The organism is Paenibacillus eucommiae, assembly GCF_017874215.1.
Taxonomy (GTDB): domain Bacteria; phylum Bacillota; class Bacilli; order Paenibacillales; family NBRC-103111; genus Paenibacillus_AI; species Paenibacillus_AI eucommiae.
This window is the reverse complement of the sequence record NZ_JAGGLB010000019.1, coordinates 120,941-137,098: the sequence shown is the minus strand read 5'-3', so window position 1 is coordinate 137,098 and position 16,158 is coordinate 120,941. Positions and strand designations below refer to the sequence as shown.

General features: G+C 44.8%; 12 protein-coding genes, 3 tRNA genes and 1 riboswitch. Of the genes, 12 read left to right on the top strand and 3 right to left on the bottom strand.

Annotated elements, in window-relative coordinates:
* Positions 1-2 precede the first annotated feature (2 nt).
* From J2Z66_RS24860 to J2Z66_RS24835, 6 genes are all read left to right on the top strand, one after another.
* Positions 3-1,778 carry a diguanylate cyclase gene (locus J2Z66_RS24860; RefSeq protein WP_209975428.1) on the top strand — a complete coding sequence of 592 codons (1,776 nt, stop codon included), beginning with the start codon at positions 3-5 and terminating at the stop codon, positions 1,776-1,778.
* A gap of 181 nt (positions 1,779-1,959) precedes the next feature.
* Positions 1,960-2,046, top strand: a riboswitch (cyclic di-GMP riboswitch).
* Between the two features lie 63 nt (positions 2,047-2,109).
* Positions 2,110-3,939 carry a FapA family protein gene (locus J2Z66_RS24855; protein ID WP_209975427.1) on the top strand — a complete coding sequence of 610 codons (1,830 nt, stop codon included), beginning with the start codon at positions 2,110-2,112 and terminating at the stop codon, positions 3,937-3,939.
* Positions 3,940-3,971: 32 nt separating this feature from the next.
* Positions 3,972-4,982 (top strand): HD-GYP domain-containing protein, encoded by a 1,011-nt coding sequence (locus tag J2Z66_RS42905; protein WP_209975426.1) that lies wholly within the window; start codon positions 3,972-3,974, stop codon positions 4,980-4,982.
* Between the two features lie 54 nt (positions 4,983-5,036).
* Positions 5,037-6,905, top strand: a complete 1,869-nt coding sequence (locus J2Z66_RS24845; RefSeq protein ID WP_209975425.1) for a FapA family protein — start codon at positions 5,037-5,039, stop codon at positions 6,903-6,905.
* Between the two features lie 369 nt (positions 6,906-7,274).
* The gene (locus J2Z66_RS24840) at positions 7,275-7,679 is read left to right on the top strand and encodes a DUF2203 domain-containing protein (RefSeq protein ID WP_209975424.1); all 405 of its coding nucleotides are present in this window, start codon (positions 7,275-7,277) and stop codon (positions 7,677-7,679) included.
* A gap of 37 nt (positions 7,680-7,716) precedes the next feature.
* Positions 7,717-9,351 (top strand): copper resistance CopC/CopD family protein, encoded by a 1,635-nt coding sequence (locus J2Z66_RS24835; RefSeq protein WP_209975423.1) that lies wholly within the window; start codon positions 7,717-7,719, stop codon positions 9,349-9,351.
* Between the two features lie 66 nt (positions 9,352-9,417).
* Here J2Z66_RS24835 and J2Z66_RS24830 read toward each other — a convergent pair whose 3' ends face one another.
* Entirely contained in the window at positions 9,418-10,284 is an 867-nt protein-coding gene (locus J2Z66_RS24830; protein ID WP_209975422.1) for a cation diffusion facilitator family transporter, read from the bottom strand.
* 125 nt (positions 10,285-10,409) lie between these two features.
* Positions 10,410-11,354 carry an aldo/keto reductase gene (locus J2Z66_RS24825; RefSeq protein WP_209975421.1) on the bottom strand — a complete coding sequence of 315 codons (945 nt, stop codon included), beginning with the start codon at positions 11,352-11,354 and terminating at the stop codon, positions 10,410-10,412.
* Positions 11,355-11,566: 212 nt separating this feature from the next.
* On the opposite strand from J2Z66_RS24825, the gene J2Z66_RS24820 reads away from it, so the two are divergent.
* The 4 genes from J2Z66_RS24820 (at position 11,567) to J2Z66_RS24805 (ending at position 12,991) form a co-directional block, all read left to right on the top strand.
* Positions 11,567-11,643, top strand: a tRNA-Pro gene (locus J2Z66_RS24820).
* A 26-nt stretch (positions 11,644-11,669) separates the two neighbouring features.
* Positions 11,670-11,740, top strand: a tRNA-Gly gene (locus J2Z66_RS24815).
* 540 nt (positions 11,741-12,280) lie between these two features.
* The gene (locus tag J2Z66_RS24810; protein ID WP_209975420.1) at positions 12,281-12,775 is read left to right on the top strand and encodes a YhcN/YlaJ family sporulation lipoprotein; all 495 of its coding nucleotides are present in this window, start codon (positions 12,281-12,283) and stop codon (positions 12,773-12,775) included.
* Between the two features lie 143 nt (positions 12,776-12,918).
* A tRNA-Lys gene (locus J2Z66_RS24805) sits at positions 12,919-12,991 on the top strand.
* Between the two features lie 120 nt (positions 12,992-13,111).
* Here J2Z66_RS24805 and J2Z66_RS24800 read toward each other — a convergent pair.
* Positions 13,112-14,008, bottom strand: a complete 897-nt coding sequence (locus tag J2Z66_RS24800; protein WP_209975419.1) for a helix-turn-helix domain-containing protein — start codon at positions 14,006-14,008, stop codon at positions 13,112-13,114.
* 132 nt (positions 14,009-14,140) lie between these two features.
* On the opposite strand from J2Z66_RS24800, the gene J2Z66_RS24795 reads away from it, so the two are divergent.
* Both J2Z66_RS24795 and J2Z66_RS24790 read left to right on the top strand, forming a co-directional pair.
* Positions 14,141-15,145 (top strand): Gfo/Idh/MocA family protein, encoded by a 1,005-nt coding sequence (locus tag J2Z66_RS24795; RefSeq protein ID WP_209975418.1) that lies wholly within the window; start codon positions 14,141-14,143, stop codon positions 15,143-15,145.
* Complete coding sequence (locus tag J2Z66_RS24790; RefSeq protein ID WP_209975417.1) at positions 15,142-16,128, top strand: Gfo/Idh/MocA family protein; 987 nt, start codon at positions 15,142-15,144, stop codon at positions 16,126-16,128. The genes J2Z66_RS24795 and J2Z66_RS24790 overlap by 4 nt, the downstream gene beginning before the upstream one ends.
* Positions 16,129-16,158 lie beyond the last annotated feature (30 nt).

The window sequence follows — 16,158 nt, the reverse complement described above, 5'->3', positions numbered from 1 at the left end:
TAATGAACCGTGCAAAGAATGGCGATTTATCGTCTATAGATAAAGATAAAGATAAAGAGAAAGACAAAGAGAAAGAGAATAGAATTTTGCTGCAGGGAAAGAAAATGTTCATCAAAGAATTTCAGCGCCAGCTGGATCAGCTGCAGTTGCTGATAGGCCGTATTGAGGCTAAGCCTGCTTATAAGGATTTGATGGAATTTTACCGGAATGTCCATACGATGAAGGGGAGCGCCCCTATTTTCGGCTATATTCGCATCGGGAAGCTCGCTGAAGAGCTGGTGATGGCGTGGGAATGGACGCAGTCCATGAAGGAGGACGAGCTCGATACGATTCTCCCTCTGTCGCCTGTAGACGAGAGTCTGGCACGGAGTAAGCAAGCCGTACATAATATGAGCATGGAATATGATATCAGTCTTATTGAGCTGGAAATGGACGAGCAGAAGGAGCAGAGCACATCGCTTATGCTGGGGAGTATGCACTGCAGGCTACTAATTGTCGATGACGATGATGTACTCCGCTCATATTTACAACGGCGTCTGCAGCTGGATGGGTGTATCGTAGATGACGCATCCGATGTCGAAACGGCCAAAGTCATGCTTCATCAGCAAACCTATGATCTGATTATGCTGGATTTATTGATGCATCCTTTATCAGGCTATGAGCTATTTGAATATTTGAAGGAAGACCCCACCTTGCAATGGATTCCGCTTATCGTGCTTTCAGGCAGAAACGATCTAAATGATAAAGTCCGCTGCTTTCATCTGGGAGCGGATGATTATGTGACGAAGCCGTTTCAATATGAAGAGCTGGCGGCACGCATCTATGGACTTCTGAAACGGACCAAAAATTTCGAGCAGCTGGCTTTTCGTGACCCGCTAACGGGGATCTTCAACCGTCGCTATTTCGATCATCAAATCCGCTTGGAGATGCAGCGGTTCGAACGGTACGAAGCCCCGCTATCGCTCGCTTTTATCGATATTGATAAATTCAAAACGATTAATGATACATATGGGCATCATGTGGGGGACCTGGTTCTGCAGGGGCTTGCCCATCTGCTGCAGACGAATATCCGCAATACGGATTTGCTGGCCCGTTTTGGCGGAGAGGAATTCGTTATAGTCCTCCCCAACAGTACGGAAGGACAGACAATCCGAACACTCCAGGCGATTCTGGAGCATGCCCGCAAGCAGCCTGTCGCGCAGAGTGACGGTCTGACCTTCTCAATCACGTTCTCCGCAGGGGTAGCCGAGTGGCAGCCGGGGATGCCTGTTCAGGAATGGCTCAGTATGGCTGATGCCGCGATGTATAAAGCAAAGCAGCAGGGCAGGAACCGGGTTTACGGTGTCCAGCAGACCCAGGCCGCAGCGGGGACAGTAGAAGAGTATGTGCCCCCTGCTGCTAGTATCAAGAAACGGCTGCTTGTAGTGGATGATGATTTGATTTTAAGGTCAATCCTCATATCCCACCTGCAGCATTTACCGATTCAGATCGTAGAGGCTTCTGATGGGGAAGAAGCCTATGAAATTTTGCAAAAGGAACATTTTGATGTATGCATCCTCGATGGGATGATGCCCAGGATGGACGGCTTCACCTTACTTGAGAAAGTAAGATTGGAAGAGGAATTGTCGAAACGTGACATGAGAATTCTCATCCTATCGGGTAAAAAGAAGGAAGATGATCTAGTTAGGGGTTACCAGTTAGGCGCCGATGATTATATGACCAAGCCATTCTCTCTTGTGGAGCTTGAGATGAGAGTGAGAAGAATGCTGCGGTTATGATTTCTTGTACGGGATGGGCTTTCCACGCTCATTCCTTTTTTTATGGATCTAAATAAAATATTATGTCGAAAAAAGAAGGAATTTGGATTGATAAATATGGTAATTTGGATTAATATAAAGACAACCAATAGTAAATGGTACTTTAATCCTATATAAATAGTCAGAATCTCATATTGCTTGTTTCCGAAAATGGCAAACTTACTGAAAAGTGAGGACGCAAAGCTACGGGCCTAACGATGTAAATCTCAATGGCAGCCGGGTTACCGAAGAACGGATGAAAACTATCCCTTCTGAGGATAGTTTTTTATTTTCCAAAAAAGGAGTTATTCGAATGAACAATCAAATCATGGATGCGGAATTGCTCAGTTTGGTTAAAACACTGAATAAGGATTCTACCGCCTACGATGAAATACAGTTAATTGAATATGCTCCTCCACAAGGATTGATAGAACTATTAAATCAGGAGTATATTCTTCATAACGTCTCAGAGCCCAGCGTGCTGCCGGAGATTGAAGCCAGCGCTTCAGTTAAACTAAAGAAGAATGGGGCGCCTGTAGCGGGCAGAACGAAGCTGGGTCCTCAGGACACTCTGGAATGGGAGATTGTTTCTAAGCCCTTGTTTACGATAGAAGTGTCTGAGGATTGCATGCATGCTTACCTGCTGATTCACTCCAAGCACCGATATGCCTGGAAATTAAAAAATGCCCAGCCAAGCAATTACGTGAAATTCGAAGCGGAAGAAGATAAAAGTGAAATTCTGGACTCTCTTGAGTTTGCGGAGATTATTAATTCGCTGCAGGAGAAGTCTGTCGTTCGAAATATAGATCATTTTGCTATTTGCCAGGAGTTTCTGAGTCCTACCTATCAGCGGATTGAAGTAGCAAAGGGAGTGGAGCCGGTACCCGGTCTGGATGCAGTCATTGAACTATACGTTAAAGAAAAGGTGGAAAATTATTTTGATGAAGTTGAAGGGGTAATCGATTTAAGAAGTCACTTGAAAATACCTACCGTCAAGAAGGGCGAGATGATCGCCAGGAAAATTCCTATGATTGAGGGAGTGCCTGGCTATGATGTGTATGGGAGCCGACTGAATCCGCCCTCACCACGGGATATTCAAATTCTCCCCAAAAATTTTGTTGAGATCAACGAGCATGGCGAAATCAAAGCTTTGAAGGATGGAAGGCCAAGAGTAATCGGGGATCAAAATAAATTTGTGGAAATCACGGAAGTGTACGTCGTTACCGGGGATGTTAACCTGAAAACCGGGCATATTGTATTTGCTGGTGATGTTGTTGTGTACGGCAATGCCGAGGAAGGTGCAGTCATTGAAGCCTTAGGCAGCGTATATATTTACGGGAATGCCTATGGCGCTTCTATTTCTGCAGCAGGGAGCATTCACGTGAAGGGGAATACGATCGATGGCAAGCTGTTTTCCGGCCACTATGGAGTCAGAAACAATCGTTTATATCAAGCAGTCGCTGTGCTGTCAGACTCTCTAGCAAAGCTTTTGCAAGCCGCTAATTCATTAAATATGGAGCTGGAAGTGCGCAAGCAAAAAGCGAATTTCGGCCAGCTGATATCGCTGCTGATTGAGCGCAAATTTTCTTCGATTCCCTCTTTAATCAAGGATCTCACCGTTATCATTAGCTCTGTCAAACATGTTCACGGGGAAGCAGCAGAAGAGTTGATGGGCATGCTGAAGACATTTTATTTAACGGTCTCTTACAATAGCCTGCCTGCGGAATTCTGGTCGCTCCTATTAAATATGCTGCAGCGGATTATAAACATGATAGAGCAAAATCAGGAAATGGATGCGAAAGTAACGATTGATCAATGCCATATAACCCGGATTCAAGCTGCAGGCTCTATTATTATCCATGGTGATGGTGTGCTGCAAAGTCATTTGTACAGCAACAAGAATATTGTATTCTCCAAAGAAAACGCCATATGCCGCAGCTCCCGGATTGAAGCAGAAGGGTCCATATCGGCAGCTGAGGTTGGCGGAGAGGCTGCCGGAGAAACCTTTCTTAAAGCAGGTAAAAGTATTCGCGTCAAGAAAATTGTACACTGCAAAGTATGCATTAAAAACTATTGCCGGCAAATTCTCGAACGAACAGGGGCGACTGTATTTGACCTTGGCAATATGAAGTATCGACAATAACCGAATATAAAGGTGGAGAATGGTGGATAACAGTGGATAACAGGTCTTCTTACCATAGGTTTGTCGGAACTGTGCTCAATAAAAATATTTATAATAAACAAGGTCTTCTCATTATTCCCGCAGCAACCTTCTTGAATGAAGAGCATTTGGATAAAATATTTAGCCAGCGCATCCGCCTTACCGATGAAGATGTGGAAAGTATGGAATCGCAAATGGATAAGCTTGTTGATCAGTCGATAAAGGAAATCCGGCATATATTTGAAATTACGGCAACGAAGAAGCAGATCCCGGTTCATACTGTAAGGAATCATATTCTGCCAGTGCTGCAGGGAGCAGCACAGAGCAGCAACATTTTTAACCTGCTTACGATTTTACGTGCTACGGATGACTATACATACCGCCATAACATTGGGGTCGGCATTATTTCTACGATGATAGGCAGATGGATGGGCTTTGATCACACTCAGTTGACAGAGCTGTCTATGACGGCAGTATTACATGATATTGGTAAAATCCGTATTTCCAAAGATATTTTGAATAAGCCTGGCAAGCTGTCACCTAGTGAATTCAAAACGATGAAGATGCACGCCATCCATGGCTATGACATTATTCGTGCTACGCCAGATGCAGCTGAGATTTGGGCCATTGTAGCCTTGCAGCATCATGAGCGGGAGGATGGAAGCGGATATCCTTATGGGGTTAAGGGTGATGAGCTCGAATTGTTCAGTAAAATTGTGGCGATAGCAGATGTATTTCATGCGATGACTTCGGAACGGGTATACAAGAAATCGATGCCGTTTTATTTGATATTAAAACAAATGCAGGACAATATTTTTGGACCTTTTGAGCCTTCCATCATGACTTTATTTATGGACAAAATTATGAATCATTTAATTGGAAGCAAAGTTGTATTGTCGAATGGAGCTCAAGGGAAAATCGTAATGATTAACCCTAATGATCCCGCAAATCCTTTGATCCGCGCAGATCAGGGATTTATCGATTTGAGCAAGGAGCGGGCCTTGTACATTGAACAAATCTTCTAGCAGGCAGAATCATTAGATGTGCACTGTTACATATTGAATGGGGGGACGTTAGCTGTGTCTAACCATGTATCCGAATCCGATCTATTAAAAATGATTAAATCCATTGACTCGTCTTCGTCTCCCTCAAATCTTCAGGATGAGCACGGTCCCGAGCTACAGGATTTGCAGGGTGCGGAGCATATTGAAGGATGGATAAGAGTTGATAACAATCGAATCCTGTTCGGAGGTTCATTTCAATCCGGCCTGCGATGCGTAATTGCTGCTGAAGCGCCTTTGCAGCTGACAGTCAACGGGAAGCTTGTGAATGGTGAAACGAAGGTCGGCCCCAATGATATTATAGATTGGCAAGTGAAGCCTGGACCTCTTTTTGAGGTTCGGATTTCCGAGGATCAAATGGAAGTAAGCTTCCGGGTGATTTCCACAGAGCGGTATGGCTGGAAGCTGAGGGATCATGAGCCAACGCAGAAAATCATACTTAAAGCTCAGGAAGATCGCACTGCATTGGTGGAAAAGCTCCGGCTTTCTGATGTGATGAAGGACTTATTGAAATTGAATGTGACCAAAAATGTAAATACACCAGCCATTTTCACGGAGATTCAAAATCCTTCCTATACCTTTATTCAGATTGCACATGGCATTAATTCTATAGAAAGTATGGATGCAAGGATTGAGGTTTTTTTTCAGGAAAATATTGAGAGCATCCTGGAAGAAGTGAATGGGGCGATTGATTATCGCAATCATCTGAAAATTCCTATGGCAAAAAAAGGCGATGTCATTGCCAAGAAACATCCTGCTGTTCCCGGAACGATTGGCTACAACGTCTTTGGTCAAATTATTCAACCGGCTCCGCCTAGGGATATTACGATGGTGGCCAAGGAAAACATAGAGATTACTGCAGAGGGCGAGGTCATTGCCCAGCAGAGTGGAAGGCCGCGAATGACGGGGGCAGCTGTTAAATATTTTGACATTACAAAAGCTCATGTCGTCCATGGTGATGTGGATATTAAAACAGGAAACATTGTTTTCTCGGGAGATATCATTGTATACGGCAACGTCACTGAGGGGATGATTGTGGAATCCTTAGGTAATGTATACGTTACGGGCCATGTGTATCAGTCGCAAATTACAGCGACAGGCAGCATTTTGATAAAAGGAAATGTGAGTGGCAGTTATTTATATTCGGGTTACTTCGGTGTTCTCTTCAACAGATTGTACGTCCATTCCAAAAAGCTGATCGAGCTGCTCTACGAACTCCTTAAAGCCGCAGATATTCTTATCCATTTAATTACCGCCAAGCGCAAAACATTCCAATACCATCAGATCATTATGACGCTGCTCGAAACGAAATATAGAGAAGTACGCACGATAGCCAAAGAAATCATAAATAGTATCAATAGCATTCAGAATTTATCCTCCACGGAATTAACGGAGCTTAAGGAGAAGCTGCAGCTGCTTACCCAGCCTGCGCAAACATTGGAAATTGGTACCTCCAATCCGATCAAGACGATAATCTATCACCTGGAAGAGACTTTCTCCATGATCGAAAGGATGCAGGAAATCGACGCATGCATTGATATCAATACTTGTCACTTAACGGAAATGAAATCTAATGGCAGCACGATTATTCGTGGTGAAGGTATGCTGCAAAGCAATGTGTATGCTAAAGGAAGTATTGTATTTATTGAAAAGGATTCGGTTTGCAGGGGATGTCAGTTGGAGTCAGAGGAATCCATATCCGTCTCGGTGGCAGGAGGAGAAATCGCTAATGAGACGCATATGAAAGCGGGGAAGTCGGTCATGCTGGGCCGCATGATTGCTGGTAAGATACAAGTTGGCAAATCCAGCGTAGACATACTTGAACCGATTTCTGATGTAGTGGTCACAGAGCAAAGTGGCAGGCTTGTTTTTACGAAAACAGGTTAAACGCCATCCCTATTTAAATGGGAGGATTTGCTATAGTTCGATATCTTTTGCCCAAAAAATATTCGTAGTTTTAACAGCCACTGCCTTCATAAGCGAGGTAAGGGCTTTTTTTCTTGGAAATGTGCTTGGAAGCCTTCACGGCAAAAAAAGATGTGTAAAAAAATGTTTCTCTTGTAAGTTGTTTCTTGCGAATAGGGAGGAGATTGATAGGGAGTAATTGAGATTAGCAGTTCCCTCGTATTTTTGGTAGAATTTAAACAGGCAGTTGCACCAGAATGTGTTTAGCTCATGCTTTTTTAGGTGAAGTATGTATATGACATACATACTTATTTGTAAATGGATAACATTTTTGAAAGGAGGTGGTTCTTTATGGCCGCAAAATATTTTACGGTAAGCGAAGCAAATGAGTTAATTCCTGTAGTCGATCAGGAGCTTCGAGCTCTGCAGGTTTTAAAGCGCAAATTCGAAGAGAAATATTCGCAGCTTAAGAAGTTGAAGGAAGTCACATACGGAAATGTAGGTTCATTGGACCATGATCCGTTTTTCACTTTGGAGGCTGAGCTGGAATTTCTGCAAATTGAAGCTAGAAGCCATATTATGAGCTTCCAGCATAAGGGCATCGAACTTAAGGACATCGATATCGGACTTGTCGATTTTCCCGCGCTGATTAGTGGCGAAGAGGTGCTGCTCTGCTGGAGGCAGGGGGAAGAGAAAGTTGCGTATTATCACAGCAGAAATGACGGATACTCAGGAAGAAAACCGATATCAGAGTAGTATTGAAATTGTTTATTTGAAATAAGGAGAACCGTAAATGCTTATAAATCGTTGGATGAAAGCACTACCCTTTACAATTATGTTTCTTTTGCTCATCCTGGCTTCTGCTCTCCTTACAGGCACAGTCTCAGCGCATTCTTCGCTGGTGCAGACGATACCGGAACCGAACAGTCAATTACAGGAAGCTCCTGACGTTGTCTCTATTACGTTCAATGAACGGTTGGACCAAGGGCTGTATTACCTCAAGGTACTTGATCAACAGGGTGACGCAGTAACGAAGCAAGCGGCAACTATGAATGCCGATAAGACAGGTTTGGAACTGAAAATACCGAAACTTGGGGAAGGCATTTATGTCATAAGCTATCATGTGATTTCAGCGGACGGTCATCCGGTTGACGGCAGCTATCCCATGACTATCGGGAATCCGCCCCAATCAGGGAATACACCGCTGCCTTCCAATCTTACGCATCAGCATGACGGTGTGAAAGGAATGGATACTGCAACGCTGCTTCAGTACTTGTCAAGAGGCTTGTGGTATGCCACGATGCTTGCTCTGACTGGATGGGTCTTATGGCTAAGACTTCCAGGTTCGGGCGGTATTAGAGGAGAAGCTTATTTAACGAAATGGACATCCAATTTGCAGCGGGTTCATTTGGTAGCTTTGCTGCTGCTGATCTTTACACATGTGGAGGATCTGCTCGGCGAGGGTGGGCTTTCAGACGCTGGCCAGCTTTTCACTGGAACCAGCATTGGAATAAGCTGGCTGCTGCTGCTGCTGCTTACTATTATAGGATTTGTAGTGCTGCAAAAATCCGTGTGGCTGGATATCGCTTGGGCGCTCGCTCTGCTTGCCGTTGAAAGCTTTAATGGGCATGCCATCTCGTTTTCTCCACAAATAGCTTCTGTTGTTCTCGACTTTATTCATCTTGCCGCTGCTGCGTTGTGGGTAGGAGGGCTGCTCCTGCTGGCCGTACAATGGCGGAACAAAGCAAATCAAATGGGCACTTTGCTTCAGGCATTTTCCAGGATGGCTCTGATCTCGATCATTATCTTGTCTCTGACCGGGACGGCTTCACTTCTGATATTCCTGCCATCACTGAACTACTTGTTCTACACGCAGTGGGGCATTATGATGCTGGTGAAAATAGGACTTGTACTTCTGGTTATTGGGACAGGCGTATGCTTGAGAGTGGCTATGAAAAAACAACGCGAATCCCATCTTCGCGGCTGGTTTAAGGTTGATTTTGGCCTGATGATCGCTATCGTACTTCTGGTAGGCCTCATTACTTACATGGCGCCGCTGCCGCCTAACGAGCCATTGCGCTGGCATGTGATGGGTGAAACGGCTCATATGACTGCGGAGATCACACCGAAAGCACAAGGAAGCAACACCTTCATTACGAAAGTATGGCTTCCAGAGACTGCAGGTCCTCCGAAGCAGGTGCTAATGCTGCTGCATTATGAGAACGATAAGCACATAGCTCCCTTGGAGGTTCCGCTCGAGTTATTCGAGGATCAAGCTGCAGGAGAAGCTTTCGGCGGGTTCATCCAATACAGCTATAAGGCGGTTGGGGCTTACCTGCCCTTACGAGGAGAGTGGTCCTTGGAAGTAAGGGTTATGGATGCTAATGATAACGAGAAGCCTTATAAGAAAGAATTTATGGTGTACTAGAACAGTGGACAATGTGCAGCGTGCATGCATGCACGCACGATCAGAAACCTGAAAAAGTGAGTGTTGTTACGCTTTGGGTTCGATGTGGACATGCACGTGAGAGATTTGATGCTGCCTAAGCATCTCATCCTCAACCTTGTCGCTGATTTCATGACCTTCGGCAATGCTGAGATCTTCATCTACATGAATGGTTACATCCACTAGCACTTGATTGCCATGAATTCTTGCTTTCAGATCCCCGATGTAGACAACGCCGGGGGTCTTTTCTATGGTTGTCTTGAAAATGTTCAGCTTGTTTTCATCAAAGCCGTCTGTTAATGCATGAGAGGACTCCCGAAAAATGTCCCAAGCTGTTTTGCAAATCACCAGTCCGACAATAAAGGCAGTTACCGGATCGAGCCATGGCCATCCGATGCCAGCACCCATAATGCCTACGAAAGCCCCCAAGCTGACGAGCGCATCAGACCGGTTGTCGAGCGCGGCCGCCATGATGGAGGGGCTGTTAACTTTGCGTGACAGGTTCCGGTTGTATATGTACACCATAGCCATAATCACAGCGGAAAATAGAGCTGTCCAGGCTGCAAGCTGTCCTGGGGGCTGGCTGTCTGCCTGCCGGATGCTGAGGAATGCCCCGATTAGAACCTGGAGCCCCACTGCAGCCATTATAAAGGCGGCAACTAAGGAGGCTACAGTCTCTGCACGAAAATGTCCATAAGGGTGATCGTGATCAGGAGGCTTGCGGGAAATCCGCAAGCCGATGAGTACAGCTATAGAAGCCAGAATATCCGTTGTATTGTTGAATCCATCTGCGGTCAAGGCGTCGGAATGAAATAAATAACCGATTATGAGCTTTAACAGGGATAGAACCATGTAAACGGATATACTGAGCCAGGCGCCTTTTTCAGCTTGCTTCAAATTGTCATATGCTTCCAAGGCTTGACCTCCAATCCGTCTGCTGTTGATTTCAACATTGTAACGGATGAAGATCGTGTGGGTCTAGAGAAACAGTGTTGTGCCGTCACCCAAAAATGGCGGTCAGGGAACTATGTTGGGCACGTTTAACTTTGTGAGCCTTCGCCAATTTGAGCTTTCCAGGTTTGTGGATGGTTCTCGCTGACAAGCTCAGCCGCACTGGCATTAGCGGCAACTTGCTCGGGATTCTTGCAGCCAGGTATGACCGTTGTCACTGCCGGATGTTTCAAGCACCATGCTAGCGCCCATTGCGCCATATCTCTGCCCGCTGGAAGCTCGTTCTCTCGGATCTGCTCGACCTCTTGCAGCTTCAGCAGCGTGCTCTCACGATCATGCCGGTGACGTACGTCAGTTTCATCAAATACGGCGCCAGGCTTATATTTGCCGCTCAGATAGCCACTGGCTAGCGGAACGCGTGCCAGGACACCTAAATCCTGGCGTTCGGCTGCCGGGAAAACTCTTTCCTCAGGCTTTCGATCCAGCCGGTTATAAACCACTTGAATCGTTTGGGAATGAACCTTGGTAGCTGCATCGGTTTGATGCAGATTGTCATTGCTGCCGATAGAAGTGCCGAGATGGCGGATTTTGCCTGCTTGAATTTGCTTATCCAGCAAGGTCCATAACTGGTCATTATCAAAAGCGGCATCTGGTCCTGAATGGAATTGATACAAATCAATATAATTGGTTTTCAGCGCATGCAGGGAGGCATCAAGCTGCTTCAGCACTTCTTCTGGCGACCAAACGTCCGTGCGGGAGAACCGCTCGTGATATTGATGGCCAAATTTTGTGGCAATTACCCAGTCCTCACGCCGGTTTCTTTGGATGTAGCTGCCTATAAAAGATTCAGAGAGATGATCTCCATAGCATTCTGCCGTATCAATAAGATTGATGCCGAGATCCTTGGCTTTGTCGAGAATCGCATCCGCTTCATGCTGTGTGAACTGTTGTCCCCACTCTCCGCCAAATTGCCAGGTCCCGATACCAATAATCGAAACCTTTAATTCTGTTTTACCTAATCTGCGGTATTTCAATACAATCCCTCCTTCAATAATGGATACATAAACGGATACATTAATAGATACAACAAAATAAGGCTGTAGATGCTTACAAATTCATTAAACGATAAAGCCATAGGGCTTGTCAAAGCCTGCTCATAAACTTTTTGGAAAATTAATGTTGCAATTTAGATGACAACATGATATATTAGTTTTTGTCTCTTAGGAGATAGAAATGATTGGCCTAACGGGACGTAGCTCAGCTTGGTAGAGCACCTGCTTTGGGAGCAGGGGGTCGCATGTTCAAATCGTGTCGTCCCGACCATACAATTTCTGTAAGTTTTCTTATCTGCGGGTGTAGTTCAATGGTAGAACTTCAGCCTTCCAAGCTGATAGCGTGGGTTCGATTCCCATCACCCGCTTACTTGTAAGAAACACCTTAAACCCTTGAACCACAAGGGTTTTTTGTTTGTTTATTTTTCGATATTGGATTAAACTTTATACATCTAGATGGCAGAAGTAATTGTTATTTTCCAAAAGAAGGGGAAAGCCTTCGGATATCGAATTTGTAATCGGGGGGTGGCGAATGAGGCATACCTGCATTCCTATCGAAAAGGCGATAGAAGAACATAAAGAATTCCAAATTAGATTGGACATCGCGATTCGTCGGGACGAAGATATAAACGAATTCTGCATTGTGGTATGGACACATGATTTATATAGTGACCGGATTATCAGCATAAATGAAATTTCGGGTATTAAATGTTGTCCTTACTGTGGAAGTAAACTCGGATGAAACGTCGCTTATACGAGCGGCTTTTTATTTGTTAAACGGTATTTGGTACATAAGCCTTAGTTGAATGTTTGAAGTACAGATTGCTTCTCTCATGTTTAATCCATGTATGGGATAACGGACCAATAAGCATACTACATGTGATAAAACAATCGAGGGGGTTCATCTAATGAATAAGTCTAAAGGTTTGAGTGTTAAAATACTGCTTTTAGGGTCATGTTTAACATTATCACTAGCAGGCTGCAGTGCAAATCGTACCCAAGACATGAGGCAGCACAGCATGAATAGCCCAATGTCCACAGTCAGACCCAATACAGCTATAAACAATGTGGAAGAAAAATATGTGGTAGCAGATCAAGCTGCCAACGAACTTGCAAAAATGCCGGAAATTAGCCAAGCCAATGTATTGGTTATGGGCAACACTGCCTATGCAGCAGTAGGGCTTAAGCCAAACCAAACGTATACATCTGCATTGGAAACGAAAATTGCTGCTCAAGTAAAGGCAGTTGACCCGACAATCAACAACGTATTTGTATCTACGAACCCTGATTTTATAAGTCGGGTTAACAATTATGCAAATGAGGTTAGAAACGGAAGACCTGTTTCCGGATTAGTAAATGAATTGGGAGAAGTGGTGCGCCGGCTATTCCCGAATGTTAAATAGTTGTTTACGTTTTGTAGAGAGTCCCTGGGCAATAGCTTATGGGATTTTCTATCTTATACAAAGACCCTTATACAAAAGGGTAAAAAAGGTTGAACAAAAAAGCTTGTATATTCACTAAAGAAGTGATAAACTGATTTTTATTCAGGTTCGTAGCTCAGCTGGCAGAGCAGTTGACTCTTAATCATCTTGTCGTGGGTTCGACCCCCACCGAGCCTATCAAGGCTTTTCCTCATAATTAATATGGGGAGGAGTCTTTTTTCTATTTCATCATTTTGCATCCATCCGAAATTAACCAGCTGACTATCTGCTGGCTATAGCAAAGAAGCCAGGTTCCCCCTAAGGAGTTTGGCTTCTTTCGCTTAATCTTTGAATATATTGCTTGGGCGTACATCCATTGAATCGCTTGAACATTTCGTAAAAGTGGGCCATGTTCTCAATGCCGATTTCTCTGGCGATTTCAGTTACATTCTGATTACCTGTTACGAGCAATTGCTCAGCCTTGAGAATGCGTTTCCGGTTGACATAATCGGTGAAGGAAATGCCCATTGTTTTTTTGAAAAATTTGGAGAAATAGAAATAGCTCATTCCAGCAATTCTACTGGCAGCTGCTAATTCGATCTTTTGTGTTAAATGTTGATCTACATAGTCAAGAATGGGTCCTATTTGTTTAGGGTCCACATATTCATGTGCTTGAAGAAAGGAGCGGCTGTCTCCCCTTAGCAGAGTAAGCAATAGATGCTTAATATGCATGCTAGCGGCGATCTCGTAGCCTGATGCTTTGTGCATCATTTCTGCGTGAATCCGGCTAATGATTCCGGCTACCTCTGCTTTGACCTGCTCATTTTCATGAAATATATAATTCAATGCTTCGAGTGGCTGATGAACCTCAGAAAAATGACGGTAATACATCATCATGGCTGGGTCGAAATACGGCTGTAAATCCACGTGAAGCACTATAAAGATCAGATCTTCTGTGCTGAGTTTGCGGCCGCGATGCAGTTGGGAGGATCCGATGAGCACAATATCGCCTTTTGTAAGTGTGTATACGTTATTTGGGGTTTGAATTTCATGTATCCCTTGCTCCACGAGAATAAATTCAATTTCTTTATGATAATGCCACTTTCTATTTTCGAGAGACGGTGGAGAAGGGGCATTTGCTTCATCCCTAAATTGGCATGCTTTAATACATAGAGTAGGGTTCTGATAGTATATGGGCTCCTTATAAATCTCCATTTTCAAAAACCTCCGGCCATCACTTTGACAAATTTGGATACAAACCAGACAAATAACCGCATATACGACTTAACGTAATGAGTGTATCTTGAATGTAGGTACATTATACAACAAAATGGAAGAGGGAAACCGATGAAAATTGCTATCGTAGGCTGCGGGGGTCTTGGGCAAGTCCATGCCAGTTGCTACGCAAAGGTGCCTGATGTCACTGTAGTAGGCGTATGTGACATTGATGCTGATTTGGCTAAAGCCCTGGCTGATAAAACAGGTGCACCAGCTTATGCTTCATTTACTGAAATGCTCATTGAAACCGGTTGCGATGTGGTCAGTATTGCACTGCCGAGTTTTCTGCATAAACCATTTACCGTTCAGGCGGCTGAGGCTGGGAAGCATGTAATATGTGAGAAGCCAATCGCGCTTAACTTGCAGGATGCTGCTGAAATGATTGAAGTTTGCGAGAAGAACAAGGTCCGTCTATTTGTTGGGCATGTTGTTCGTTTCTTTCCAGAGTATAAGAGCATGAAGCAAAAGATTGACGCAGGGGCACTGGGACGTATTGGTGTTGCCCATGCAAAGCGCGCTGGCGGGCATCCAAGCGAAGTCAGGGCATGGTTTGGTGATGATAACAAAAGCGGCGGAGTTGTGGTCGACTTAATGGTTCACGACATTGATTTTATGCTTTGGGCATTAGGAAAAGTGCGTTCCGTGTACGGGTTTCGTAAACGTGATGGACTACTTGATTACGCTTCCGCAACGCTCTTGTTTGAAAGCGGTGCTGTGGCCAACATAGAAGCCCATTGGGGGTACCCGGGGCCATTCCTGACAACAGCTGAAATCAGCGGGAGCAAAGGGCTGCTGCGCAGTGACAGCCGAAAGAGCAAATCGCTGCAGGTCAGCAAGGTGGCAACTGCAGAGAATCAGGGCCGTGTGATCGAGATACCGCAAAGCCCTGGCTTTGAGAATCCGTATGAATTGGAAATCAGACATTTCATCGATTGCATACGCGACCAGCACGAACCTATCGTAACAGCTCAGGATGCTTATAATGCGTTGGAAATTGCTCTCGCAGTGCTGGAGTCTGACCGTACAGGCCAAGCAGTCTTCCTGGAACAAATCAGTGGGGAGGAATTGCAATGAACAAATTGAAAGTAGGTATGATCAGCTTTGCTCACGGTCACGCTTTCTCTTATCTGAATTCTTTTCTTGCGCTGCCCAATGTTGAAATCGTTGGAATAGCCGATGACAACAAGGAGCGGGTAGAGGAGGCAGTGAACCGTCACGAAATTCCTTACTTTGCCGACTACAGGGATCTGCTTGCAGCGGACGTAGATGCTGTAGTGATTTGTTCGGAAAACGTCCATCATGCGCCGATGGTTATTGCTGCTGCAAAAGCGAAGAAACATGTGCTTTGCGAAAAGCCACTGGGCGTATCCGTAGAGGAAATGTCGCAAATGATTGCTGCTTGTAAGGAAAATGGCGTTCAATTGATGACAGCTTTCCCTTGCCGTTATTTAGCTGCTGTTGTTAGTGCCAAACAGATCGTGGAGAGCGGCGAAATTGGAGATATTGTTGCTATCAAAGGCTTTAATAGAGGAACATTTCCGGGAGGATGGTTTGCTGAACAGGCTAAATCCGGGGGAGGAGCGCTTCTTGACCATACAGTTCATGTAATGGATTTAATGAACTGGTTTATCGGCTCTAAGGTATCTGAGGTGTATGCTTATGCAGCAAGATTATTTCAAGAGAACATTGATGTGGACGATATTGGCATGATCCATGTGAAATTCGATAATGGCGCCTTCGGCGTATTGGACACAAGTTGGTCGCGTCCGAAGTCATCCTCCACAGGCGGAGATGTAGCGATGGAAATTGTCGGTACCAAAGGAAATCTTACTGTCGATGGATTCGCTCAAGCTAATGAGTTCTATAGCGATGACAGAGGTAAAGGCGTTATGGATTACTGGGGAGATTCAATGGATCATTATATGGTTGAAGCGTTCGTTAAAGCGCTGCTTGATGGGGACCAGGTACCCATTTCGGGTGAAGATGGTCTGTACTCAGCAGAAGTAGCTTTGGCGGGTTATGCGTCTGTGAAGTCGGGGCAGCCGGTCAGGATATAATTAAATAAAATTACCAGGCCAGCAAGCGGG